19 protein-coding genes, 1 tRNA gene and 9 pseudogenes are annotated in these 23881 nt (G+C 68.1%); 18 read left to right on the top strand and 11 right to left on the bottom strand.

Annotated elements, in window-relative coordinates; genetic code table 11:
- Positions 1-195 precede the first annotated feature (195 nt).
- Positions 196-647 (top strand): annotated as a pseudogene (locus tag OG625_RS00645) (GNAT family N-acetyltransferase).
- A 120-nt stretch (positions 648-767) separates the two neighbouring features.
- Here the strand turns inward: OG625_RS00645 and OG625_RS00640 are convergent.
- Positions 768-1158, bottom strand: a pseudogene (locus tag OG625_RS00640) (transposase); the annotation flags it as partial.
- A gap of 366 nt (positions 1159-1524) precedes the next feature.
- Between OG625_RS00640 and OG625_RS00635 the strand changes: the two are divergent.
- From OG625_RS00635 to OG625_RS00625, 3 genes and pseudogenes are all read left to right on the top strand, one after another.
- A complete protein-coding gene (locus OG625_RS00635; RefSeq protein ID WP_329375849.1) occupies positions 1525-2241 on the top strand; it encodes a DUF6333 family protein in 717 nt (238 codons plus the stop codon).
- A gap of 210 nt (positions 2242-2451) precedes the next feature.
- The gene (locus tag OG625_RS00630; protein WP_329375847.1) at positions 2452-4908 is read left to right on the top strand and encodes a hypothetical protein; all 2457 of its coding nucleotides are present in this window, start codon (positions 2452-2454) and stop codon (positions 4906-4908) included.
- Positions 4909-5139: 231 nt separating this feature from the next.
- Positions 5140-5214: pseudogene (locus tag OG625_RS00625) on the top strand (non-canonical purine NTP pyrophosphatase); the annotation flags it as partial.
- A 252-nt stretch (positions 5215-5466) separates the two neighbouring features.
- On the opposite strand, the pseudogene OG625_RS41320 reads toward OG625_RS00625, so the two are convergent.
- Both OG625_RS41320 and OG625_RS00610 read right to left on the bottom strand, forming a co-directional pair.
- Positions 5467-6523: pseudogene (locus OG625_RS41320) on the bottom strand (IS630 family transposase).
- A 124-nt stretch (positions 6524-6647) separates the two neighbouring features.
- The gene (locus tag OG625_RS00610) at positions 6648-6992 is read right to left on the bottom strand and encodes a toxin-antitoxin system YwqK family antitoxin (protein ID WP_329375845.1); all 345 of its coding nucleotides are present in this window, start codon (positions 6990-6992) and stop codon (positions 6648-6650) included.
- A gap of 145 nt (positions 6993-7137) precedes the next feature.
- Here OG625_RS00610 and OG625_RS00605 point away from each other — a divergent pair.
- A protein-coding gene (locus tag OG625_RS00605; protein ID WP_443067852.1) for an IS5 family transposase occupies positions 7138-7927 on the top strand; the annotation gives its coding sequence in 2 pieces (ribosomal slippage) (positions 7138-7454 and positions 7453-7927; 792 coding nt in all).
- Positions 7928-8275: 348 nt separating this feature from the next.
- On the opposite strand, the gene OG625_RS00600 is transcribed toward OG625_RS00605, so the two are convergent.
- The gene (locus OG625_RS00600) at positions 8276-8584 is read right to left on the bottom strand and encodes a LysE family translocator (protein WP_329390359.1); all 309 of its coding nucleotides are present in this window, start codon (positions 8582-8584) and stop codon (positions 8276-8278) included.
- Between OG625_RS00600 and OG625_RS00595 the strand changes: the two genes are divergently transcribed.
- The 4 genes and pseudogenes from OG625_RS00595 to OG625_RS00580 form a co-directional block, all read left to right on the top strand.
- Positions 8583-9047, top strand: a complete 465-nt coding sequence (locus OG625_RS00595; RefSeq protein WP_329375841.1) for a CGNR zinc finger domain-containing protein — start codon at positions 8583-8585, stop codon at positions 9045-9047. The genes OG625_RS00600 and OG625_RS00595 overlap by 2 nt on opposite strands.
- 636 nt (positions 9048-9683) lie before the next feature.
- Entirely contained in the window at positions 9684-10433 is a 750-nt protein-coding gene (locus OG625_RS00590; RefSeq protein ID WP_329390358.1) for a transposase family protein, read from the top strand.
- A gap of 16 nt (positions 10434-10449) precedes the next feature.
- The gene (locus OG625_RS00585; protein ID WP_329375839.1) at positions 10450-10842 is read left to right on the top strand and encodes a hypothetical protein; all 393 of its coding nucleotides are present in this window, start codon (positions 10450-10452) and stop codon (positions 10840-10842) included.
- Between the two features lie 102 nt (positions 10843-10944).
- Positions 10945-11084, top strand: a pseudogene (locus tag OG625_RS00580) (IS5/IS1182 family transposase); the annotation flags it as partial.
- Positions 11085-11193: 109 nt separating this feature from the next.
- On the opposite strand, the gene OG625_RS00575 reads toward OG625_RS00580, so the two are convergent.
- Positions 11194-11856, bottom strand: a complete 663-nt coding sequence (locus OG625_RS00575; RefSeq protein WP_329375837.1) for a hypothetical protein — start codon at positions 11854-11856, stop codon at positions 11194-11196.
- An 82-nt stretch (positions 11857-11938) separates the two neighbouring features.
- Between OG625_RS00575 and OG625_RS41315 the strand changes: the two are divergent.
- Together OG625_RS41315 and OG625_RS00565 are read left to right on the top strand one after the other, a co-directional pair.
- Positions 11939-12094: pseudogene (locus OG625_RS41315) on the top strand (hypothetical protein); the annotation flags it as partial.
- Between the two features lie 43 nt (positions 12095-12137).
- On the top strand, positions 12138-12527 hold the full coding sequence (locus tag OG625_RS00565) for a hypothetical protein (RefSeq protein WP_329391293.1): 390 nt from the start codon (positions 12138-12140) through the stop codon (positions 12525-12527).
- Between the two features lie 41 nt (positions 12528-12568).
- Here the strand turns inward: OG625_RS00565 and OG625_RS00560 are convergent, their stop codons facing one another.
- Positions 12569-13234, bottom strand: a complete 666-nt coding sequence (locus OG625_RS00560; RefSeq protein ID WP_329375835.1) for a response regulator transcription factor — start codon at positions 13232-13234, stop codon at positions 12569-12571.
- Positions 13225-14406 carry a sensor histidine kinase gene (locus tag OG625_RS00555; protein ID WP_329375833.1) on the bottom strand — a complete coding sequence of 394 codons (1182 nt, stop codon included), beginning with the start codon at positions 14404-14406 and terminating at the stop codon, positions 13225-13227. The genes OG625_RS00560 and OG625_RS00555 overlap by 10 nt, the downstream gene beginning before the upstream one ends.
- 155 nt (positions 14407-14561) lie before the next feature.
- Here OG625_RS00555 and OG625_RS00550 point away from each other — a divergent pair, with 155 nt between their 5' ends.
- On the top strand, positions 14562-15797 hold the full coding sequence (locus tag OG625_RS00550; protein ID WP_329375831.1) for a serine hydrolase domain-containing protein: 1236 nt from the start codon (positions 14562-14564) through the stop codon (positions 15795-15797).
- Between the two features lie 853 nt (positions 15798-16650).
- Here the strand turns inward: OG625_RS00550 and OG625_RS00545 are convergent.
- Both OG625_RS00545 and OG625_RS00540 read right to left on the bottom strand, forming a co-directional pair.
- A pseudogene (locus tag OG625_RS00545) lies at positions 16651-17742 on the bottom strand (IS630 family transposase).
- A gap of 25 nt (positions 17743-17767) precedes the next feature.
- On the bottom strand, positions 17768-18205 hold the full coding sequence (locus OG625_RS00540; protein WP_329375828.1) for a helix-turn-helix domain-containing protein: 438 nt from the start codon (positions 18203-18205) through the stop codon (positions 17768-17770).
- Positions 18206-18894: 689 nt separating this feature from the next.
- Here OG625_RS00540 and OG625_RS00535 point away from each other — a divergent pair.
- The 3 genes and pseudogenes from OG625_RS00535 to OG625_RS00525 all read left to right on the top strand — a co-directional run bounded on the left by OG625_RS00535 (position 18895) and on the right by OG625_RS00525 (position 21009).
- Positions 18895-19677 (top strand): sulfite exporter TauE/SafE family protein, encoded by a 783-nt coding sequence (locus OG625_RS00535; protein WP_329375826.1) that lies wholly within the window; start codon positions 18895-18897, stop codon positions 19675-19677.
- 66 nt (positions 19678-19743) lie between these two features.
- A pseudogene (locus OG625_RS00530) lies at positions 19744-20613 on the top strand (IclR family transcriptional regulator domain-containing protein); the annotation flags it as partial.
- 322 nt (positions 20614-20935) lie between these two features.
- A tRNA-Met gene (locus OG625_RS00525) sits at positions 20936-21009 on the top strand.
- Positions 21010-21181: 172 nt separating this feature from the next.
- On the opposite strand, the gene OG625_RS00520 is transcribed toward OG625_RS00525, so the two are convergent.
- Together OG625_RS00520 and OG625_RS00515 are read right to left on the bottom strand one after the other, a co-directional pair.
- Positions 21182-21676: a MarR family winged helix-turn-helix transcriptional regulator gene (locus OG625_RS00520; protein WP_329375824.1), complete on the bottom strand. Its 495-nt coding sequence runs from the start codon at positions 21674-21676 to the stop codon at positions 21182-21184.
- On the bottom strand, positions 21673-21864 hold the full coding sequence (locus OG625_RS00515; protein ID WP_329375822.1) for a hypothetical protein: 192 nt from the start codon (positions 21862-21864) through the stop codon (positions 21673-21675). Before OG625_RS00515 ends, OG625_RS00520 begins: the two co-directional genes overlap by 4 nt.
- Before the next feature lie 177 nt (positions 21865-22041).
- Between OG625_RS00515 and OG625_RS00510 the strand changes: the two are divergent.
- The 3 genes and pseudogenes from OG625_RS00510 to OG625_RS00500 all read left to right on the top strand — a co-directional run.
- Positions 22042-22254 (top strand): annotated as a pseudogene (locus tag OG625_RS00510) (IS256 family transposase); the annotation flags it as partial.
- A 56-nt stretch (positions 22255-22310) separates the two neighbouring features.
- Entirely contained in the window at positions 22311-22649 is a 339-nt protein-coding gene (locus OG625_RS00505) for a hypothetical protein (RefSeq protein ID WP_329375820.1), read from the top strand.
- Positions 22650-22776: 127 nt separating this feature from the next.
- On the top strand, positions 22777-23673 hold the full coding sequence (locus OG625_RS00500) for an aminoglycoside phosphotransferase family protein (RefSeq protein WP_329375818.1): 897 nt from the start codon (positions 22777-22779) through the stop codon (positions 23671-23673).
- Positions 23674-23881: the final 208 nt, after the last annotated feature.

Below are 23881 nucleotides of genomic sequence, written 5' to 3'. Positions count from 1 at the left end.
CTCGGGGTCGATCTTCAAGGAGGGGTGGCGGGCGTCGCAATGTTTCGACAAGTGAGATGAATCACCGGTTCCTCGTGTGACCGGCAGCTGGATACGGGCCTCTCGACAGGGAGTTCTCGCAGATCGGATGCCATTTGACAGGAGATTTCGACGGACCTTGATCACGCCCAGATGTGTCCGGATATCGTTGGATCCATGGCAGATATCGGGATCCGACCTGCCATTGCGCACGACGTCCCCGCCATCGTGGTCATGCTCGCCGGCGACGCACTGGGGGCCACTCGAGAGTCCCCGACGACTTGCGCCCTTACCTCACTGCATACGAGCGGTTGCAAAGTGATCCCAACCAGTTCCTTGCCGTGGCTGCGCTCGGAGACATGGTCGTCGGCACACACCAGCTGACCGTCATCCCCGGCCTGTCCCGTCGTGGCAGCACCCGGTCGGTCATCGAGGGCGTACGCGTGCACAGCTCGGAGCGCGGTCAGGGGGTCGGCCGGCAGCTGATCGAGTGGGCGATCGAGGAGTCCCGCCGCCAGGATTGCCGGCTGGTGCAGCTGACCTGCGATGCGGCTCGCCCGGATGCCCACCGCTTCTACGAGCGGCTCGGCTTCGTCGGATCGCACATCGGCTTCAAATTCCAGCTCTGATCCCAGGTGGTGTTCCAACCGGAACGCGGGCCCGGCCCCCGCTTTTGGACACTGGAGTGACTTGGATCTTGATGAGCCAGGGAACGGAGTCCCGGTGAGGATGATTCCTCATACCGCGTGTCAAGCCGCGGCGGCCGTCGGTGGTGTGAGTTCGCAGCACCGCCCGTCTTGCAGGAGGGCCCAGAGGACATTGACGCGGCGGCGTGCGAGAGCGAGGACCGCTTGGGTGTGACGCTTACCCCTCGGTTCGTTTGCGGTCGTAGGAGCGGCGGGATTCCTCAGACCTTCGGATGCTGAGCAACGCGGAGGTGTAGAACACGCGCTGGAGCCGTCGGTTGTATCGCTGGGGGCGCCGGAGGTTTCCGCTGATCTTGCCGGAGTCGCGTGGGACCAGGGCGACTCCGCCGAAGCCGGCGAGGCGGTCGGGGGTGCCGAAGGCGGTCATGTCGCCGCCGGTGGCGACCAGGAACTCGGCGCCGCGGATGACGCCCACGCCGGGCATGCTGGTGATCGGCCGGCGACGTAGTCACGTCGGGCCACGGCATTGTCCAGGGCTGCGACGGCAAGGCGGAACTTCATCTGCGCGTCGATCGAGTAGCCCACGATTCTCTGTCGTTACGGTGGGCGTCGAACAACACGCTTGCGCGATACGCGGGCGTAGCCGACCCGGTCGCCGCCTGCGCTCCGGTGCGGCGAGCAGGCCGGGGTCGGACTGCCACCGCCGCATGGGCCCGCAGGCGGCGGGGATGCGGATCACGGGCCCGGGCTTCGGTCCGGGGATCTTCGCGTACCGACCGGTGTGGTACTCGACGGCGTGATTGCCGCTCAAGGCTGGGCGGCGGCGCCTCTGTCATCGCGGGCCGTTACGGTTGCCCGCATGAACCAGAACACCTACTGGACCTCTGCGCCGGACCGGATCGTGCGTGGCTCGATGAGTCTGTGTCACCTGACCGCGTTCGAGGCGCCATTCAACGTCGACGCCCGCAACCTGCCCCCCAACGACCCTGAGCGCGCACGTGCGTTCGTCGAGTCGTTCGAGGGCATCGAGGCCGTCCTGGAGGACCTCGGGCCGCGCTCGGCGCAGACCCCGCTCCCATCGGCAGCACGGTCTGATCTGGACATCGTGCACGCTGCCGCGTGGGGCGGCATGTTGAGCATCGTGACTCCCGCGTTCGCGACCGACGGCAACGACGAGCCGCTCCGGTCGGCGGCGAAGGAGTTGCGGAAGAGGTTCCCGGATGCGCGGATCGTGGGACGGGTTTCCTACCACGGGGGGATGGAGCACACCGAGAACATCGTGTGGTTGCCGGACGGAGCCATGTTCCATGCATCGGGATGGCCGGATGATGAGCCGTTCGTCATCTCGGGCGATCCGCGTGCGGTGATCGCGTCCCTGGATCTCAGGGGGTGGATGGTGGACAACGCCGGCGTCGACCTGGACGCACCCGCGAACGAGGTCTACTGGGCGGGCCTGGGGGGCTTGGCGCTCGGGCATTCGGATCCGTGGGGGTGGGAGGAGATGGAGACGACGGCGTTCCGTGTGCGGCACTCCGAAGGCGCGGTGAGGGACATGGAGAGCTTGTACTTCGTCTAGGCGCAAGTCGACGGTGCCCCTGGGGCCGAGGGTCGCGACGTGTGAACTGGCGTCCCACGCCGTGGTGTTGATGCTTCGTCAACGCGCTTTAACTCGTCTTTACATGTGGCGGGTGGGGGCTATGGTGGTCGGGTGGCGCGTACATGTCACGAGGGCCCACGCGCCGCCCGCATCCCCTCAAGGCCCCACCGGAGAGGGAAAGACGAGCTCTTGAACAAGCACATTCGAATACCGACCAAGTGGCGGTTAGCGGCCAGGTTCACGGCCGCCGTCGGCCTGACGGCCGCGATCGTCATCACCGGACTCCAGGCCGTCGAGGCCGCACCACCGAAGCTGCCGCCGGTCTCGGCGAAGATGAAGGCGGGATCCGGGAAGCGCTGCGACACCCGCAACGGCCTCCCGACCGCCCCGACGACACCGCCGGGCTCCGGGTTCCCCGACAACCCGACGGGGAACCTGTACAAGGACACTGCCCTCCCAAGGAACTTCGAGTTCGACCTTCCGGGACAGGCGTACGACGGCCTTCAGACACCGACAGCCGCCCAGAAGACCGAGGCCCTGTCGAAGGTCCCCGGGGACCTGGACAAGAACGTCGATGCATGGAAGAAGATCGCCAACGCGTCGGGGAAGCCTGCGGACCGGGCGATGGAGATTTACGCCCGGTACTTCGCGAACAAGGAGAACCTGGGGTTCAAGCACTGGTTCGACAAGCGGTACATCCGCAACCAGATCAACAACCACAAGGGCTCGGGCTTCGAACGGCAGCTCGTCAGGGACTACAAGCTGATCGGCCCGGACTGGTTGTGTGAGGTCACCGTCGAGCTGTTCGACAAGAACGGCGACAAGGTCGGCGAGCGCCGGTACGACGCCTACAACCAGAAGAGCAAAGAGTTCAACGAGTTCAAGTCGAACTCGAAGCTGACTGCGAAGCAGCTTGCGAATGACCGGGTCGTCGCCAAGTCGATGCCCGACCATACGTTCCGCTTCACCGGCGCGAAGCCCTTCACCAAGGGCCAGGTCAAGCACATCGACGACCTGGAGCGCGACATCCGCAACATGCGGAACGGGAAGAGCGGGCAGGTGCGCGGAAACCAGCGCATGTACAACCCGGTGCCCAAGACCACCCCGATCAAGGGGTACTCGGACCATCAGCGGTGGTTCGCGCCCGCCTGCCAGACCGGCACAACGCAGCTCGCGGCGGCCGGCGCCAACACGTGCGGCACCCGCGGCCCCGCCAACGACCGGGCCCTGTCCTCCGGGAAGACCCTGGAAGAGGCGAAGCGCTACCAGCGGGACGCCAACCGCCTCGACCCGAGGGGCACCCTCCCAAGGGGCGGCCCGGGCGGCGTCGACTTCACCACCATGGAACTCCGGTACGTCGGCGGCCTCGAAAAGGGCAAGGGCATGACCTACTCCATGCGCGCCAACCAGATGCCCGACCCGGACAACAATCCCGGCTTCGGCGGCGAAGCCCGGATGCAGCTCTCCTCCGACGCCCTGTTCACCTGGCTCGCCCTGACCCCCGAAAAGTTCTGGGTCAACCTGAACCCGGACCAGCCGGGCAAGGTCATGGACGCCAAGTTCGGGAAGACCGACGCCGGCCGCGTCCTCCTCGACGCCGACCTGGTCATGAAGCACGACTTCTCCGAGGCCCTGAACCCCGACAAGCATCCCGGGGGCAAGCTGTACTGGGACACCGCGCCGCGCCGCAACGGCATCCCCTGCTTCCCCGGTACCCGCTTTTGGATCGAGCCCGACGAGGCCAAGGTCCGCGAGCAGGACGGCGGGATCTACATCCTCGAATCGCCAATGGACGTCTCCGCCCAGTGGCTGGACGTCGACTACACCGTCCCTGGCTCCACCGAATGCACCGACCTCTCGGACGCCGAGAAGAAGGCCATCGAACGGTCGGTCAACGCCAACATCATCCCCGTCATCCAGGAGCGGGTGAACAAGGACCCCAAGTACGCCGAGCTGCGCGCCGTCTACAACGCCCGCATCGCCGCCGAGTACATCCGGCAGCAGGACGCCAAGTCCCCGACGGACTTCCACGACATCATCAACTCCAACGACGTCTCGGCCTGGCCGATCCGCGCTCCGCATGAGGACTGGACCCGTGAAAAGGTCTGGGACGAGTACATGCAGTCCATCAAGGAGGGCGTTGAGTGGTTCGAGCTGGAGTACGGCGGCAAGCTGTACAAGCAGGGCGTCGGCGGCGTCGACTTCTCCAAGCAGCCCAAGCAGAACATCCCCAAGGTCCAGTTCGACACCCAGAACCAGGACCTGGACAACACCACCCTCAACTCCGGCAAGTCCGATGACGCCTCCTACCGGGACCTCGACACCTTGTACCTCGGTGCAGGCCCGGCCACAGACGGCAGTGGCGAGGACCCGGGCGGCGAAGATCCCGGCGACGACCCCACCCCGACACCGACCCCGTCGGGCACCGGCAAGCCGACCAACCTCCCGACGACCCCGGCCCCAAACCCCACCAACCCCGGCGGCGGTGACAACACGCCGCCCACACCGGAGGACCCCGACGGCGACCTCGCCGACACCGGCTCCAACACACCGGTGGGCCTCATCGCCGGTGCCGCCGCTGCCCTCGCGGCGGCCGGCGTCACCCTGACGTGGTGGATGCGGCGCCGCCGCACCGCGCAGGAGTAGCCTGACCAGGCAGTCACGCCTCACACTGAAGGGCTCCACCCGTAAGTACGCGGGTGGGGCCCTTCGCCGTCCCCGCCCAGGATCCAGACGGGCCCTCTTGCGGTCACACGGCGGCCAACGGGTCAGCATCCTCGGTCGTAGATCACCCGCAGCCACGGTTCCCTGACGGCGGCCCATCCGCGCCAGCGTGTACCGGAACACCTCCCGGGACGGCTGGAACGGGTACGGCGCCACTTCTTCTGCGCGGCCGCCCTGGCCCTCCCGAACGGCACGGAGCGCGTCGTGGAAGGCCGCCTCCTGGGCACGTGGCCAGCTCGTCGAACGGCATGACACGGTGGCCGCATGAACCTGCCCTCGGCCCTCCTCGCAGACCTGAATGCCCCCAACGCCCGGACGTGCCCACACCCACCGCGACCGCGACCGTGTACTTGCGATCTACGGCATCACATGATCACCGCGAACCGGACAACCGGGATACGCCGGGGCCCTGTGGCCCTGGGGCGGGGCGAGGGTGGTCGAGTGAGTACTGAGGTTGAACTCGTGATGTGGTGCTGCTGATCAGGCGGGTCTGATGATCAGGCCGGTCTCGGCGAGGCAGCCGTCTATGAGGTGGCTGCGGTACTGGTTGTGCCATAGGCCGCTTCGGATGCGCTGGACGAGGTGTTCGGGCGTGCTGAAGGCAACGTTGGAGAGCCAGCCGCGTCGCAGGAGGGACCAGATCCCTTCGACGGGGTTGAGGTCGGGTACGTAGGGAGGCAGGTGGTAGATCGTCAGCCAGTCCCGGGCTTCCGCCCATTCCCGCAGATCAGCGGCTTTGTGGACGTTGAGGTTGTCCCAGACGAGCACGATCGGGTCCCCGAGCTGCTGATGTGCGGCGATCAGTAAGTCCCGCTAGTCGCGCCAGGAGAAGCTCTTGCGTCCGTCGCGCCGGCCGTCGTCCTGGCGCGGCCGGTAGATCAGCCGGGACCGTTGACCGGGTTTGTAGCAGGTCAGCGCAGCGATGGATATCCGTCTGCGGGAACGGCCGCGGACTCTCACCACCGGGGTCCTGCCTCGCTGGGACCAGGTCTTCGCCTGCGGCGGCGTCATGGAGAATCCGGCTTCGTCCTCGAAGACGAGCCAGGCTCCACGGGCCGCCGCGAGTCTTCCGCGCAGGGCCCCACCTCCTTGACCCACCTGGCCACCGCCTCGTCGTCCCGCTCCATCGCGCGTCGGGCCGGGACCTGCCAGGACCAGCCGTTGCGTACCAGCAGCTTCCGAACGCCCTGAATCGTGTAGGGCAGGTGGAAGCGCCGGCCGATCACCGTCTTGACCCGCTCCAGCGTCCACCGCTGGTCCTCCCAGCCATGCGGGGCCGGCCCCTTGGCCAGCTCCGCCTCCAGCTGCGTGAACTGCTTCTGGCTCAGCCTCGGCAGCGACGCCGGCCCCTGCGACTCCGACCACCCTCGTTCCACGTCTGCCGCCACCGCTGCACCGACCGGACGCTGACCCGCAGGTCCTTCGCGATCGCCGAGCTCGCCTCACCCACGGCGAACCGTTCCGCGGCCTGGAGTCGTAACTCCTCGCGGAACTGGTGCCGTTCGGCGGTCAGCCCGCCCCCTTGTGGATACCGCATGCCCCGGTGATACCGCAGCTGATGGCCACCGTCAGCCCCTACGACACCACGAGTTCAACCCCAGTAGGTGACTACTCGAATTGGGCTGCGGGACTACGCATTCGCAGGATCAGCATTCGCCGCTTCAGCCAACAAGTGGGTTGCCGTTCTCGTCCCACCTGTCGATGGTCAACAGGCGTCCGTAATCGTCGAAGTGCTTCTCTGCGGCCAGCTGGCCGTTGTGGTGCCACTGCCGGAACGTTCCGTACGGCAAGCCGTGCCGCACTTCGCCTTCGGACTTCAGTACACCATCCGCCCACCACTCACGATCCGGGCCGTGCGGTATGCCGTTGACGTAGAAGACTTGTGAAAGCAACACGTCACCAATGGTCTCGGCAACCTCACCGGTGAACGGCTCGCCCTGGTACTCGAGCCTGAGGTCATCCCCGGTGTCGACCTCATCGATGCTGAGATCGAGCCGTCTGGTCAAGATTCCTCCGTGGTTCGCATCTGCCGGTGCATCATAGTTTTTCAGGGTCTAAGAGCTCGTAACAGGATCTTGTTGAGATGTCCTGGTCGGGCGTAACCGGTGTGATGATTCGGCCGTTCGTGAGTGCGTGAGCACTCGGCCGTGGATCGTGGACGACGACTTGTGGGCTTTGATCGAGCCGCTGCTGCCGCCCTGGCCGACGAGGTCGCCGGGGCCGCGGCCGGTGGCTGACCGGTTGTGTCTGCAGGGCATCTTGTACGTGCTCTGCAATGACATCGCGTGGCAATTTCTACCCCCTGAGCTGGGGTTCGGCTCCGGGCAGACCTGCTGGCGGCGCCTGGAGCGGTGGCAGCAGGCCGGGGTCTTCGACCAGCTGCACCGGATCCTGCTCGCCGAGCTGAACGCGGCCGGCCGGCTCGACTGGTCCAGGGCCTGCGTGGACGGCTCCCACATCCGCGCGAAAAGGGGGAGCCGACACCGGTCCGTCGCCGGTCGACCGGCGGAAGACGGGCAGCAAGCACCACTTGGTCTGCGACGGACGCGGCACCCCGCTGAAAGTCATCACGACCGCGGCGAACGTCAACGACGTCACCCAGACCTTCGCCCTGGTCGACGGCATCCCGCCCGTGGCGGGTCGCCCCGGCCGTCCCCGAAGGCGCCCGGACGCCCTGCACGGCGACAAGGGCTACGACTCCAACCCCAACCGCGATGAGCTACGCAAACGCCGGATGCTGCCGGTCATCTCCCGCAGGGGAGCCCCGAACATCAAGGGCATGGGCAAGCTCCGCTACGTCGTCGAGCAGACCTTCGCCCTGCTCCACCAGTTCAAACGACTCGCCGTCCGCTGGGAACGCCGCACCGAACTCCACGACTCGTTCGTCTCCCTGGCCTGCAGCCTCATCTGCTGGCGACGCCTCAACAAGCCCGATTCATGATCGTGTTACGAGCTCTTATGATCGGGGTTCTGGTCGGCCGTAGAAGTGCGGCAGTAGCCAAGAAGCATTGTCGGAACTACCCCAACGACCGTTCCCCGACGTTGACTTTCGACGCGAGTTGTCGACAGTGCCCACCTGCGGGTTCGTGATCACGCGTATGAGTGTCGGCAGTCGGTCGATTGCCGAAACTCAGGAGGTGGCTCTCGGTCTACGTCACGGCGCTCCGAATGCCGAGGGTGATGAGGACCGCTGATGTGGCCTTGGCGGCAGTTTGCTTGAAGCGGGGTGTGTGCAGGGCGTGTGAGGCACGCAGGATGAGGAAGGTCCAGGCGGCGAGCCAGAGTGCGATCAGCAGCGCGTGGGCGGTGGCCAGAGTGAGGATCTGGCCACCGAAGGGCTGGTGGGGTGCGATGAACTGGGGGCCAGGGTCAAGTAGATGGCTGCCGCCTTCGGGTTGAGGACGTTGGCGAGCAACGCTTGGGCGTAGACACAGTCCGCTCCCTTCGGCAGGCGTTGGCGGTAGGGGACGGGTGCCGTGTTCGGTGCGGCGGAACGCCATGTCCATATGCCCAGGCCGATGAGGTAGCCGGCACCGATGAGCTTGATGGCGGTGAAGGCCTGGCTGGAGTGCATGACCAGGGCTGACAGGCCTGCTATGGCGAGAGTGGCGTGGATGTACAGGCCGGTGACTGTGCCAAAGGCGGTCCGGGCCCTGTTCGCCCGAGTGGTCAGTCCGGCTCCCCCCAGCCGGGCGGACGCCCATCGCCTGATGACTGCCGACCAGGCGATGGCCCACCTCAATGCGGCTGCCGCGCGGGAACTGGTCGCCCCGCAGATCGACTGGCCCGTCGAAGGAATCCCTACCGCCCGACTGCTGTCGGCGGAGAACGATCCGTACGTTCGGCTTGTCGCGGCCCTGGCCCGAGCCGCCATCGACTTTCTCAGCGGCCCGCAGTGCACGCAGTTGCGATCCTGCACCGCGCCCCGCTGCGTGCGCTACTTCGTCAAGAGCCACGGGCGGCAGGAGTGGTGCAAGCCGTCATGCGGAAACCGCGCCCGAGCAGCTCGCCACTACAGGCGTCAGCGCACGGCAGCTGATGGTGGTTCCGCCTCGTCCTGATCGCTCAGGGGAAACCCCGGGGCCGGGCCGACGCGGCCGCGCCATGGATCCTCCCGCCGTGGGGGACAAAGCGTTCCCCACGGCCGTCGACCGCATCCGCGCCGAGTTCGCCGCTGTCCTGTCCGTCGGCCACTCAGTCAACGACATCTCACGGCCCGGCCCTCATCCACTGACCTGGCGACGCCATGGCTGGGGAACAATATTCCGCGGTACTGACAGATTCAGTTTCGAGGTGCCGTGAAGGACGGAAGACATCGAGCCTGTTGCGGCCAAGGTGCTGGACTTTCTCATCGCCTTTCTGGACGAGACCCTGCTCCCCGTGCTTGACCCCGCGGTGCGCGCCCGGGCCGACGACATGACCTGCGTACGCCGCAGTCTTCACCTCATCCAGAGCTTCGTAGCCGCGTGCCTGGAGCGCCTCGCCCCCGAGCTCGCTGGCCTGGAAGATCGCACTGTGCAGTGCACCCGCTGTTTCCAGGACACGCTCGTGGCCGCCGATGGGAGGCACCCGACACTGAGCCTTTTCCAACCTGACTGCGGCGGTCAGGTGTTGGAGGTTGCAAACTGTACGAAGCGACGAAGGTCCTGGTAGACGGGTTGTTGACCAAGATCACCCGTGTCCGCCAGGAGCTTCGCGTGCTTGCCTACCCCTCGTCGATCGATCTGTCGGACGGCACCCTGCGCTACCTGACCACGCGGCTCCGTGCCCGGCAGCGAGAGATCGGGACCCGGTGGCGACGGCTGCCTGTCGGCCGTCAGGCCCTGCTCGTCCTCGCCCACCTGCGGTGCGGGGACACCTACGCGCGGCTCGCCGCCGGGTTCGGCTTCGGCGTCGCGACCGTGTACCGATACATACGTGAGGTGATCGACGTCCTGGCCGCCGCCGCGCCGACCCTGACCGAGGCGATGAAGACCGTACGGGCGAAAGCCTTCGTGATCCTGGACGGCACCCTGCTGCCGATCGACCGGATTACCGCCGACACCCCGTACTACTCCGGAAAACACAAACGCCACGGCATGAACGTCCAGGTCCTCACCGACCCGTTCGGCCGACTGCTGTGGGCTTCGCCGGCGTTGCCCGCCCATGACCTTACCGCCGCGCGGCGTCACGGCATCATCGATGCGCTCACTGAGCCGGACGTCAAGTGCTGGGCGGACAAGGCTTACCAGGGCGCCGGGCGCATCGTCCGGGCGCCGTTCCGGGGCCGTCGGCTCAAAGGCTGGAAGCGGCGCCACAACAGCACCCACGCCAAAATCCGCTGTCTCGGCGAGCAGGCTATGGCGACCCTGAAGGGCTGGCGCCTTCTGCGGAGGCTCCGCTGCAGCACCAACCGGATCACCGACATTGTGAAGGCCGTCGTAGTCCTTCACCACGCCTCAACCTGAGGTTAGAAAGGACTCCATGAGTTTTGACATCTTCGTGTGGCGGTTCGAGAACGGTGAGCCGGCGACGCTGGACATGAGTGCCGCGCGGGAAGTCCTCGGCCCCTATGCGGTGGTGCGGGACCCCGAGACGGACTTCCTGCTGGTGAGTACGGCGGAGGGGGAGGAAGCGGGTGTGTACTTCAACAACCCGACCGGAATCACCTTCAACCGCTTCGGAGGGGAAGGGATCATGGACCTCCTGGCCGTCCTGCTGCAACGGCTGGATGCTGTGCTCGTCATCCCGGGCGGGCCGACCATGATCCAGCGGGACGAGGACCGCGAGTTTCTGCCCGCCTCCCTCAGGGACGAGTGGCCCGTCGTCGTGGCCCGTACCGGTGCGGAAATCGACCGGGCGATCCGGGCTTCCTGAACGAACGGGCGAGGGGCCCGTCCCCGGTGCGTGTCACCGGGAACGGCCCCGTCGTCTCCGCGCGGGCGCAGCCGCCGGCCAGTACGCCTCCGCCACAGCAGGCACGCCAAGATCCGATGCATCGGCGAGCAGACCATGGCCACGTTCAAAAGCTGGCGCCTCCTGCGAAAGCTCCGCTGCAACACAACCGAATCACCGACATCGTGAAGACCGTTCTCGTCCTTCACTACGCCTCAACCTGAGGTTGGAAAAGGCTCAGTGTCCTCGACCCGGGAAGAGAAAAGGGGCCCGGCCCTCCCGAGTGGTCTCGGGAGGGCCGGGCCCGTGTCATGCGCGGCGGATCGCCGCCGCTCACCAAGGGCTCCGCACCCTGACGCCGAGGGCCCGGATGTGGTCCTGGGCCTGCGGGTCGAGCTTCAGCAGCAGGTCCTCGCCGACGACTCCGTCGCGCCGCCAGATGGTGCAGAGGGTCTCCAGACCCGCTTCGGCGACCTCGGGCTCCGCGTCGGCCGAGGTTTGCACCAGGGCTTCGACGACCGGCCTGCCTTGCAGTCCCGCGACCGCCCGTGCCATCCGGGCCCGCTGCTCCGCGGGGACGGCCGGGTCGGCGAGCGAGCGCAGCATGTCCGCCGTGTCGCGGGCGTCCTGGCAGGGCAGCACCCACACCAGGTACACGAGCTGCGCGCCGAGCACGATCAGGTACTGCAGTGGCACGAGCAGGGCCACGGGCAGCAGCAGGACCAGGGGCAACACGATCAGCCAGCCGCCCCGGATCCGCGAGGGACCGCCGGTCGGCGGCTCGAACCGCCGACCGGCCAGCAGGACGAGTACGAACATGGTCACGACCGTCAGGAGCGGCACCACGATCAGCCCCGCTCCCAGCCCCGCGCCGAACGACGCCCAGAAGGGATCGTCGCCCAGAACGGGCAGCACCAGGGCCGCGGCCACCCAGCCGACAGCGACGGTCATGACGTAGCGCTGCAGGCAGACCCACAGCCATCTTCCCGTACTCATGACAGCTTCCTCATCTCAGCAGCTCTTCGTGCAGGTGCCATTAACCCACGTCCGGTCGTCACGGTCCTTGTATTGATCCGAAATGCTTTGGGTTCGGGCTCGTTGGCTGTGTGTGAGTGATCTGGTGCGGGATGCGCGGACGTGGTCGCCGGACGCGCAGGAGGCTGTGCGTTTGCCGGCGGTGTCCGCGCTGGTGGAGGGGCGGGACCGGGCGGAGGTCGCGGCCTTGTTCAGGGCGTCGGTCAGGGCCGTGGACAACTGGTGGGCGAGGTGGCAGGCGGGTGGCCGGGACGCGCTCGGCAGGTTTCGGGGAGGTCTGGCGGCAGCGTGCCCTGGAGTGCGGGGAGCTGTGGGTGGCGAGGAACAGGGCGGCGAGCCGTACGGCCGGGGTGGTCTTTCTGAGCGGCTTGGCTGCCAGCGTGCGCGTGGTCCAGCCCGAGACCCGGGAGCGCGCGTGCCCTCCGAAGGGCAGCGGGTGGTGGTCCATCCCGGCGGCCAGGGCCAGCACCCTCCGCCCGGCTGACACCCTCACCGTCACCATGCTCGACCGCCTGGGCCGCAACATGGTCGAGCTCATCACCTCCTCGCCGTCGGATGAACTCCGCCAGGGCCGCGAAGACGTGGAGGACCAGGCGCCCGCCGGGCGCATGATCCGGCGTCGCCCCGGCTGACTCTGCTGCTTACCGATCTTGTTCATCAATCGGTCGATCACTCAACAGGGGCTGGGTTCGGTGCCGCCGTGGCGGCGGAGGTAGGCCAGGACGGCGTGGACCCGGCGGTGGCCGCTGTCGCCGGCCGACAGGCCGAGTTTGAGGAAGACACTGCCGATGTGTTTGTGGACTGCGTTGCCGGTGATGAAAAGCCGCTGGGCGATCGTGGCGTTGTCGTGCCCTTCGGCCATCAGAGCCAGGACCTCGCGTTCGCGGGGAGTGAGGGCGTCGACCGGATCGCCGCGGCCGGCGAGGAGCTGGGCGATGACCTCGGGGTCCATGGCGGTGCCGCCGGCGGCCACACGGCGCAGTGCGTCGGTGAACTCTGCGATACGGCTCACCCGGTCTTTGAGTAGATAGCCGATGCCGCCGCGGGTGTCGGAGAGGAGGCGGCCGGCGTATTCCTGCTCGACGTACTGGGACAGGACCAGGACGGGAAGTCCGGGGCGGTCGCGGCGGGCCCGGAGGGCGGCGCGGATACCCTCGTCGCGGAAGGTCGGGGGCAGCCGCACGTCCACGATGGTGACGTCCGGGCGGTGGGTCTCGACGGCGGCGAGGAAGCCGGGGGCGTCATCCGTGATTGCGGCGACCTCGAAGCCCTGGGAGCCCAGCAGGAGTTCGAGTCCGGAGGACAGCAGGACGTTGTCCTCGGCGATGACTACACGCACGGCAGCTCCACGGTGATGGTGGTCGGCCCGCCCGGCGGGCTGCTGATCTTCATGGTGCCGTCCAGGGCGGCGGCGCGGCGGCGAATTCCGTCCAGGCCGCTGCCTCTGGATGCGTCCGCTCCGCCGGTCCCGTCGTCGGTGATCTCTGCGGACAGCATCGCGCCGTTGAGGGTGACGTGGACGGCGGCCTTGGTGGCTCGGCTGTGCCGGGCGATGTTCGCCAGCGCCTCGGTGACGGCGAAGTAGGCGACCGCCTCGACTGCGGCAGGGACCTCACCGAGCCGGCCGATGTCGATGCGGGTCGGCACGCCGGCCCTGGTGGCCAGGGTGTGGAGCGCGCCGACGAGGCCCTGGTCGGCCAGGATCGGAGGGTAGATGGTGCGGATGACGGAGCGCAGCTCGGTCATGGCCTCCTCGGTCTCGGCCTGGGTCTGCTGTACGAGCGCAGCGGCCGTGTCGGGGTCGTCGGGAAGGCTCTCCCGGGCCACGGCAAGCCGCATGGCGATGGCCACCAGCCGGGCCTGGGTGCCGTCGTGCAGGTCGCGTTCGATCCGGCGGAGTTCAGCGCCGTGCGCCTGCAGGACGTCTGTGCGCGTCCGGGTGAGTTCGGTGACGCGTGCGACCAGTTGTTCCGCGGGAGTCGGTGCCAGGACTGCCAGGCAGCACCGCGCGTGCGCCCGGGCGAGCGGTGGCAGGGCGATGGTCGCCAGCGCCGCCAGGAGCAGGAATTGCGCCAGACTGATCGTCAGCGCGAGGGCCCAGCTGTCGATACGGACGCCGAGCAGCGGCAGCCGTGCCGGATCCGACGTGGGGAAGGCCCACCACCCCACGGTGATGCCAAGGATGAGGAGCAGGTTGCCCAGGCACAGCAGGGCGAGCACGCCCGCGGGCATGCCGGTGGCCACCTGCGTCACGAGCCACCCAAAGTCGCGTCGCAGGGAGCGTGGGCGCGGCTCCACCGGCCGGCCCAGCAGCGCCCCGGCCCGGCGGCGGTGGCGCTCCGCCCAGGGAGCTGCCAGTGACGGTACGCACAGCAGTGGCGCCGCCACGAGCGTCACCGTCGCGGTCATCAGGGTGCCGAGCAGGTAGCGTCCGCTGCGCCCGGCCCGGATCAAGGACTGGACCAACGCCTGGAGCAACCGTGCGCGGGCCTTGCCGTATACACCGTGCACTGGCTCGCCTTCGTCTGTCGTACGGGACCGGGAGCGGCCTTCGGACGCGCCACGGTACGTGCCGGGCGCCCCTGCGGCACTACAGCCGGCTGTAGGTTCCAATCGGCCGCCTGTGGTACCGACTTGCAGCTTGACGCCTACCTAGCGTGGGATCCATGAGATTCACAACCCCGGCCTCCGCGCCGAAGCACCGCCCGTCCCAGCAGCGTCGCCGCATCGGCCGAGGGTGGCTGGCCGTCGCGGCGGTCGCACTCGGCACAGCCGGTGTGGCCACAGCTGCCCAACCCTCGGACAGCGCGGCCGCGACGTCCGCGCCTGGCTACCAGCAGGACGACCTACGCCGGGACACCTCTGCCCTCCAGGCGCTGGGAATCACTGGCGTCCAGGCGCGGGTGACCACTGCCTCCGGCCGGGATCTGGTCTCCGCCACGGGCGTCGCCGTGGCGGGCACGAACCGCCCGGTGCCCCGCGACGGCTACTTCCGGATAGCCAGCACCGGCAAGGCACTCATGGCCACTGTGGTCCTGCAGTTGGTCGGCGAGGGCAGGCTGTCACTGGAGGACACGGTAGACCGCCAGCTGCCCGGAGTGATCGACGGCAACGGCAACGACGGACGGAAGATCACCGTCCGTCAGCTCCTGCAGAACACCAGCGGCCTCCACGATGATCTTCCCGGCTTCGACACCCCGGAGGAGTACTACAAGCACCGCTACGACACCTACACCCCCGAACAGATCGTCGCCCGGGCGATGAAGCACCACCCGGACTTCCAGCCCGGTACCGGCTTCGGCTACTCCAACACCGGCTACGTCGTCCTCGGCATGATCGTCGAGAAGGCCACGAGCCGCCCGTGGCAGGAGCAGGTCGAGAGCCGGATCCTGAAACCGCTCGGCATGAACCACACCTATCTGCCGGGCACCACGCCCACCCTTCGTCGCCCGCACGCCGACGGCTACCAGGTCTTCGCCTCCGGCGAACGGACCGACGTCACCGAACAGATCGTCCCCGACCTCGGCGGCTATGTCTCCACCACGGCGGACGTCAACCGGTTCTTCCAGGGGCTGCTGGGCGGCAAGCTGCTGTCCGAGGCGCGCATGGCCGAGATGCGGAACACCGTCCCGGTCGACAAGCGGCTCGAGGCGATCTGGCCCGGCGGACGTTACGGCCTCGGCTTGGTCAACCGCCCTCTGACCTGCGGCGGCAGTTACTGGAGCCACGAAGGAGGAGAGGCCGGCTACATCACCTTGAACGGCGCCACCGGCGACGGCAGCCGCACCGTCACCGTCTCCATGACCACCAGCTTCAACGACTTCGATAAAGCGCTCCGGCAGCACAAGGCCGCCAGCGAACTCGTCGACCGCGCGCTGTGCGACACCTCCGGCAACAGATAGGGAAAGTGACCGCCCGGGGCGTTCGTGCGGGCTCCGGGCCGCCACAAGCCGCTCCCTGCAGCGGCACCGACGGGCACGGGCGGTTGTTCAAGAGCCCGTGAGGCAAGAGGCCGCCGCTACGGGAGATAGACGGAGGTGACCGCGTCCGGGCAGCTCTGCCCGGCACCGGGGGGAACGCGGGTGACGTCATCGCAAGATCACGGCCGTTCACGGCTGGCCGGCCCCTGCCTCGGACCCCCAGGGATCGGAGGAGCCGATGTCCATGCGAATCCATGACGACCCGTGCTTCCTTGCTTGGAAACGCGACGAGATTGGAGGCTTACCACCGGCGCGGCGTCGTCGTGCCGCGGCACGAGCTGCCGGGGTTCACGAAGGGGCGGGCTCTCCTGGAGGAGGCCGAGTTCAAGTACTCAACTACCCGACCATCCCCGACGGACTGGCACGGGCAAAGTCCAAACTGCGCCGCTCGACCCGGCGGGCGACAGTTTGGTCGTTCGCCGCAAACGACCGGATCTGCAGCAGGCCGCCGACTCCTGGTACCGGCTCCCGGGCCGGGAGCAGTCCGACGTCCTGGGCGATGCCGTCGGCGCGCTGCCCGTCCGAGCCGGGCGGCCCTGCAACTGGCGCACCACCGGGGCGGTGCCGAGGTAGAAGACCCGGCGCCGGGCCCGCTGGTAGGCACGCAGGATCACCTGCAGCTCGCCCCGGGACTTCGGGGTGAGCTCCACCTCGAGGGCGACCACAGGGCCGCCGGGCGGCATCAGGACCAGGTCCGGCCAGTGCACCGCCTGAGCACTGGCCGGAACCGCGAGGGTCTCCCCGCGCCGGGCACCTTCGGGCACCCCGGGTACTCCTAGTGACCTGAGTCAGAGATTCGGTGGCAGTAGGCGGCGACTTTGTCGAGGATTTCGTCGGCTGTCTTCGTCCAGACGAAGGGCCTGGGCTGGTCGTTCCAGTCGGCCAGCCATGAACGGATGTCGCGTTCGAGAGCCTGGCCGGAGCGGTGGACTCCACGCTTGAGCTTCTTCTGTGTGAGCTCGGCGAACCAGCGCTCCACCAGGTTCAGCCACGACGCACTCGTGGGCGTGAAGTGCAGGTGGAACCGCGGGTGAGCCAGCAGCCACTTCTTGATGTCGGGCGTCTTGTGGGTCGCGTAGTTGTCCAGGATCAGGTGGACTTCGAGGCCGGCGGGGACCGCCTTGTCGACCTTGGCCAGGAACTTCTTGAACTCGGCGGCCCGGTGGCGGCGGTGCAGCGATCCGATCACCCTGCCGGTCGCGACCTCGAGCGCCGCGAAGAGGGTGGTGGTGCCGGCGCGAATGTAGTCGTGACTGCGTCGCTAGGGAACGCCGGGCATCATCGGCAGCGCCGGCTGGGACCGGTCCAGGGCCTGGATCTGCGACTTCTCGTCCACGCAGAGGACCAAAGCCTTCTCCGGCGGGTCGAGGTAGAGACCCACCACATCGCGAACCTTGTCGATGAACAGAGGATCCGTCGACAATTTGAACGTCTGCGAACGATGCGGGGCCAGGGAGAACGCCCGCCAGATCCGTGAAACCGTCGACTGCGACATCCCCGTCGCCGCGGCCATCGACCTGGTCGACCAATGCGTCGCGTTCTTCGGCGTCTCCTCGAGCGTCTTGACGATCACCCGCTCGACATCGGCGTCAGTGATCTTCCGCGGGACACCCGGCCGAGGCTCGTCACCCAGCCCGTCCAGGCCGTGCTCGATGAAGCGCCGCCGCCAGGTGCGGACCGTATCGGGCGCGATCCGCAACCGGCGCGACACTTCCATCACCGAGTGCCCGTCCGCGCACTCCAGCACGATCCGGGACCGCTGAGCCAGAGCCTGGGCCGTCCTGCGACGACATGACCAGCCCTCCAACACAGCTCGCTGGGTATCGGTCACCGACAACGGCGGAATCTTCGGACCCGGACGACTCATAGCGAACTAAAGCCAAACCTAAGACTCAGGTCACTGGTTGCTGCTGGATGACGATCAGTTCCCCGGCGACGCGGCGCTGGATGTCGGCTGCGCCCATGGACATGTAGTCGGTGCCGTACGCGGTGAGCTTGTCCTCCCACGCCTCCACGGAAGGCCCGCCCGCGAGGAGGTCGGAGGCGACCACGGGGGCTATGGCCGAGCCGGCCACATCGGTCAGAAACTCGCGATCGCGGCGGCCGCCGGGTCGCAGCATGGGGTCCTCCAGCACGGACAGCGGCACATCGAGGCGACGGGACAGCGCCGCGAGGTAGAACCCGCGCGGGGCGCATTTCCCGCGCTCCCACCGGGCGACGTACTCCCGGGTCAGAGTCGTCCCCTCGGCTCGGTTGATCTCGTCGGCCAGGCGGACCTGGGACCAACCGTGCGCGGTGCGCAGCTCCCGGATCAACTCCCCGATGTCCATGGGGCGATCTTGCCCCTGTGAATGCCCTTGCCCGCCGCCTTTTGGCGGGCCGAAGGTATAGGCACCGGCCCGACCCGCGAACGGGGTGCACCGTAGCAGCAACCACCGACCACACCCGTGCCCACCGAGAAGCCATCCGGCTCTTTCCCCCGGCCCTCCTCACCGCCCCGCCCGACTGCGCGCAGTGCCAGGAATACGTCCATCAACGTGATGCGGCGACCGGCCCGCTGCGCGGGGCGGTCGTCACGGACATGCAGGTGCTCATGAAGCGCTGCGGGCAGGTAGGCCACCAGCGACCGGCGGCGCCCGGTTCAACGTCGGCGAGGCGGTGTTCGACCGTGACCGGCAGGCGCGCGGTGAGGCTGTCGGGCTCTACCCGTCCCCGCTCGTGGTGCATCTCACGGACGCGGGCGGGTTTCAGTGGATCGCGCGCACCGTGGCGTGTGAAAGGGCGGGGAAACGGTCGGCAGCGGCGCGGGCGCCGGGCGCGGGGCAGGATGCGGTGCAGGTTCCGTCGGGACATGTGGCGGTGGACTGCCCGCCCACCGAACTGCGTGTCGGGGACCAGCTCCTTGCGGGCTGAAGGCCGGGCTGCACCTGCTGCTCGTGAACATCTCGTTGCCGGATCACGATGCCGCCGCCCGCTCCGTCGATACTGACCGGGCGATCACGGAGCGGCGGGGGCAGCGGTGGAGTGGACGATCTGGGCCGGGTTCGCGGCCGGCCTGCTGATCTCGACGGTGACCGCTCCGGTCGGCGTGTCCGGGGCGGTCTTCCTCCTGCCGGTCCAGCTCAGCGTCCTCGGCGTGCCGAGCCCCGCGGTCACCCCGACGAACCTGCTGTTCAATGTGGTGGCCGGGCCCGGCGCACTGTGGCGCTACCGCCGCGACGGCGCTCTGCGCGGCGGACTGGCCCGGCGCCTCGCCGCCTGGACACTGCCCGGCGTCATCGCAGGCGCCGCCATCCGCGTCTTCGCCCTCCCCGGCCCGGCCGTCTTCCGTATCCTGGTCGCCGCCTTCCTCCTCCCGCTCGGCGCGTGGCTGTGCCTGTGTACCCTGCGCCCTGCCCGGCGGCGGCCGGACTTGGTCGAGCCGTCGGCGCCCGCGCTCGCCGCCCTGGCCCTCACGGTCGGGGTGGTGGGTGGGATCTACGGGATTGGCGGTGGTTCCCTGCTCGGGCCCGTCCTCGCTGCCCGCGGCATGCCCATGGCCCGCATCGCGCCGGCCACCCTCGCCGCGACCTTCACCACCTCCGTCGCCGGGGCCACCACGTACGCGCTGCTGGCCCTGGCAAGCCCCGGGCCCGTCGCGCCCGACTGGTGGCTGGGCCTGGCCTGCGGCCTGGGCGGGCTGATCGGCGGCTACCTCGGCGCACGTCTCCAACCGCACCTGCCCGAGACCGCGCTCCGGCTCCTGCTTGGCGCCCTCGCGGGCGCCCTGGGGGCGGTGTATGCCGTCCAGGCCCTGGCCTGATGCCGGGGCGGCCGGCTCAGTGGCCGCGCGGGGCGTAGGCCGTCCGGGGGAGTAGCGGGGGCCGCGATGGCGGCCGCCGCTTCCGGACCACACCGCCGCAGTCGTGCCGCCTGCACACACCCCTCGCCCACCGCTGAGGCAGGGCCGGTGGGCGGGCCGGTGCGCCACGGCGTCGCCTATGTCTGGCTCCTCCCCTCCGCCCAGACCGGCAACGCACTGGCCGACTTCTCGGGCATGCACTCGCTGCCCGATCCCTCAACGTGGGCGCCGATGGCCCTGCGCGCGCCCTCACTCACCCACGCTGCGCAACAGGTACCCGACGCCCGCCCCGCTCCGGACGCCTTGGCCCGCGTCCACCAGGCGCTGCGTGTTCTGGAGGTCATCGCCCGGTACTGGGGCGGGGTCAGCTCCATCCAGATCGCCCGCGAAACCAAACTGCCGCAACTCGCTCTCGCCGAGAGCCTGGCCATGCTGGTCGAAGGAAACCTGGCCAAGCCGATCGGCCTCAACGCCTATGCGGCCGGGACCGCGCTCGCATTGACCGGTGCCGCAGGCGCGGCCGGCGCCAACGGCCTGAGCCAGCTGCAGCAGCCCCTCGCCCTGGTACGCGATGCGGTCGGCGCAGCCGTGTACGTCGGCCGCTACACCGAAGGGGAGGTGGCCATCACCCAGTACGTGGACGGACCCCAGGCACCCAAGGTCAGCGAATGGGTCGACTTCCGGGCGGCCGCCCACGCCTCCGCCGTCGGCCAAGGCCTCCTCGCCCAACTCGGCTACACCGAACGCAAGGACCACCTGACCCGCCACGGCATCATCCGCCTCACCTCCCACACCATCACCAGCGAACGAACCCTCTTCCACCAGCTCGACACCCAGCACCCCATGGCGCCTCTCCTGGACCGCCAGGAGTACGCCCTGGGCACGTTGTGCGCGGCGGTCCCGATCACCTCAGGGCCCAACCCGGAATGCGTGGCACTGTCCATCCCGCCCCCGACCCCAAGCGGCTACGTCAGGCCGTCCGAATCCTCCAGAGCGAGGCCGCCTCAGTCCTCCTCGCTCTCATCGTGGCCGGCAGCACCGAACCCGAGACCGCACGCGGTCACGACCCCGACTGCCGAGAAGCGCAAGCGCAGGCACACACGGCCGGATGTGGGGGAGGAGCCCGGTCCACCAGCTCGTAGGAGCAGCCCGCCCACGGCAACGGAGCAGCCCGGATATTCGCTCGCACCCGCGCATCCTGCCGTCTTACGGTGGAGGCCGCCGGGTGGAGCAGGTCGGCAGCTCGCTGGGCTCATAACCCAGAGGTCGCGGGTTCAAATCCCGCCCCGGCCACTCAACGACAGTTCACGGGTTGCTCCCGAGACCGTCATGAGATCCCGTCCGGTCGAAAGACCGGGCGGGATCTCGGCGTTTGCGGGGTCTGCGGGGCGGATCGGCGAGTGCATGGCCCGCCGCGCTCCTGCTGTCCGAACCGAGCCCGAGACGCGTCGGACTCGTAGTCGCTTCAGGGGGAGTCCTCAAGGGAAAGCAGTAGCTTGCGCATGAGGCGGGCGAGTTGCGTGCGTTCGTCCGGGGTGAGGGCCCGGACGAGCTCAAGTTCGTTGGCGATGTGGCCTTCGATGAGGCCGTCGGCGAGGCGGCGGCCTTCGTCGGTGAGGGTGGTGCGCACCAGGCGGCGGTTGTCGGGGTCGGTGGCCCGGGTGACGAGTCCCTTGGCTACGAGCCGGTCGATGCGGTTGGTCAGAGCGCCGGGGCTGATCATCGCGGCGCCGGCGAGGTCGCTCATCCGCAGCGCCGCACTGTCGCCGGCGCGCAGCAGGGTGGCGAGCACGTCGTATTCCCAGGGCTCCAGGCCGTTGGCCTCGAAGTAGCCCTTGATGCCCTGTTCCAGGAGCCGGGAGGCGCGGAAGATCCGGAGCACCACCCCCACAGGTGCCGTGTCCAGGTCGGGGCGGATGGCCGCCCACCGCTCGATGACTCCGTCCACGGCGTCGTTCATACGGCGACGATACCAAATGCTTTGACGTGGAACTGTTTGACATGGGGCGGCATGCGCCCTAGCGTTCCGGCGTGACATAATTTCGACATCAAAACATTCCATGTCGAACTGTTTTGTTGTGCCCGCGAGCCGCCGTCACCGGCCCGGCAATCCTTCACATCGTGCACGTCACGCAGGTCAGGTGCCATGAGCCGGCACGCTCCTACGTCGCGAGGAAGATCGCGGAGAACAAAACGAAACGCGAAGCCCGCCGGGCTCACAAACGTCAGCTCGCCAACGTCATCATCCGCCACATGTGGAAAGACGAGGCCCGTCGCCGCACCTGGCCAAGCTCTCTCCCCGCAACCGGTTGACAAGAGAGCTTCGAGTCGACCTTCAGCACCGTGAAGCTCCGGACCAAGGTCACCCGCGGCGCCGGCAGCCCCACCGCCGCCCTCGCGATGGTCTTCAAGCTCGTGGAGTCCGCCCAGGCCCGTTGGCGAGCGGTCACCGCACCTCATCTCGTCGCGCTCGTTCGAGCTGGCGCCCGCTTCGAGAACGGTCGCCTTGTCGAACGCCCCGAGGGCCTCGCAGCATGATCCACCTCAACCGACCTGCAAGTCTTGACCGTTGCGCCGATGGGTAAGTTGGCGAAATGGCAAGGTACTACCGGGATGAGCGGGCGGCGAAGCGTCAGCCGGCGTTGTTGCCAGTACGGTCGCAGGGGGTGGAGGAGGGCTACCGCCTTGTTGGCCCTGGCGGCACGTTGACGCCTGTCGTGGCGCACGTACAGTGGCTGGACAATCACCGGGCCGGACCAGACACGCACGTGATGATCTCGTTCGAAGACGGCACGAACATCGAGTTCCCCTTCGATGCACTCCTGGCCGCCGTCTGGCATGACGAGCAACGCGCGATCAGCGCGCCTGCGCTCAGGGCTGCCGCTCCTGCCGTATGGGGCAAGGCGGAGGAGTCTTGGGCAGAAGGGCCGTGATTGCCGAGCTGATCCACAAGTCTTGACAATTGCTCCGGACGCGGAAGGCGTCACCCCAACGAGCGACAGCCCGTTTCCAACACGTCAGCGAATCAGCGTCCCGTGCCATCGATGGTTGAGTGAGATCATGGACAGCTTCGAGATCGATGAGAACTTGGTGCGCTCTCTGGTGCGTGAGCAGCATCCGGACCTTGCAGGACTGGACCTGCGTGAGGTGGTCGGCGGTTGGGACAACCAACTGTGGCGTCTCGGAGACGAGTTGGCCGTGCGCATGCCACGCACGGGGCGTGCGCCGTCCCTCCTGCGCAACGAGCACCGGTGGCTGCCCGCCCTGGCCCGGCGTCTACCACTTCCGGTCCCGACCCCCATGCGGATCGGTGAACCGTCCGCACGCTTCCCGCGGCCATGGACCATCGCGACATGGGTTCCCGGCGAACCAGCCGACCGCGCCCCCATCAGCCACGACAGCGCGGCCGACACTTTGGCGGGCTTCCTCAAAGCGCTCCATGTGAAGGCGCCCGCAGATGCACCGGTCAGTCAGGATCGCGGCGTTCCCCTCAAAACGCTCTCGGACGGTTTCGAAAAGGGACTCAAAGAAGTCGCCTCTGGAGGCGATGCCGCTGCCCTCCGGAATGTCCGGGACGTCTGGGACGAGGCCGTTGCGGCGCCCGATTGGGAGGGCCCGCCTGTATGGCTGCACGGCGACCTTCATCCAGCGAATGTCGTCGTCTCGGGCGGGACGCTCTCGGGCGTGATCGATTTCGGTGACATGTGCGCCGGCGATCCGGCGGTCGATCTCGCGGCTGCCTGGGTGCTCCTTCCCACGGGGGCGTCTGCACGGTTCTTCGACGCGTACGCACACGCGGACGAGGCGATGATCCGGCGCGCACGAGGGTTGGCTGCCGCGAAGAGCCTTTTCCTCATCCTCATGGGCCGAGCCGGGGAGCGGGGCCTGCCAGGCGGCAAGCCGACATGGGGACCCGCGGGCCGGGCGTCGCTTGACCGTGTCCTGGAAGCAATCTAGGAGGCTGGCAGACCAGGTCACCTGAGACCGCAAGCGAATCGGGCCAGATCACCTGAGACGAGGACCAGATCCTTGGAGACGGGACAACAACGGTCATTGGGAATCAGTCACAAGGGGCTGTCCCGTGCCACTGAACCTTGAGTACGTGCCATCGAAGTTTGAGTGAGGGGTGCGGGCGACGGTGCTTGACCTGCACGAGTTCCCCGGA

The sequence above is a fragment of the Streptomyces sp. NBC_01351 genome, from assembly GCF_036237315.1.
Classification (GTDB): Bacteria; Actinomycetota; Actinomycetes; order Streptomycetales; family Streptomycetaceae; genus Streptomyces.
This window is presented reverse-complemented; position numbering and strand designations above follow the sequence as displayed.

Excerpts from the sequence above, each read along its gene's own strand:
- OG625_RS00520 (WP_329375824.1), bottom strand. The coding sequence starts at position 21,676 with ATGAACGACGCCGTGGACGGAGTCATCGAGCGGTGGGCGGCCATCCGC.
- OG625_RS00595 (WP_329375841.1), top strand. The coding sequence starts at position 8,583 with ATGGCGAGAGTGGCGTGGATGTACAGGCCGGTGACTGTGCCAAAGGCG.
- OG625_RS00575 (WP_329375837.1), bottom strand. The coding sequence starts at position 11,856 with ATGAGTACGGGAAGATGGCTGTGGGTCTGCCTGCAGCGCTACGTCATG.
- OG625_RS00540 (WP_329375828.1), bottom strand. The coding sequence starts at position 18,205 with ATGGACATCGGGGAGTTGATCCGGGAGCTGCGCACCGCGCACGGTTGG.
- OG625_RS00635 (WP_329375849.1), top strand. The coding sequence starts at position 1,525 with ATGAACCAGAACACCTACTGGACCTCTGCGCCGGACCGGATCGTGCGT.
- OG625_RS00500 (WP_329375818.1), top strand. The coding sequence starts at position 22,777 with ATGGACAGCTTCGAGATCGATGAGAACTTGGTGCGCTCTCTGGTGCGT.
- OG625_RS00550 (WP_329375831.1), top strand. The coding sequence starts at position 14,562 with ATGAGATTCACAACCCCGGCCTCCGCGCCGAAGCACCGCCCGTCCCAG.
- OG625_RS00585 (WP_329375839.1), top strand. The coding sequence starts at position 10,450 with ATGAGTTTTGACATCTTCGTGTGGCGGTTCGAGAACGGTGAGCCGGCG.
- OG625_RS00515 (WP_329375822.1), bottom strand. The coding sequence starts at position 21,864 with ATGGCACCTGACCTGCGTGACGTGCACGATGTGAAGGATTGCCGGGCC.
- OG625_RS00505 (WP_329375820.1), top strand. The coding sequence starts at position 22,311 with ATGGCAAGGTACTACCGGGATGAGCGGGCGGCGAAGCGTCAGCCGGCG.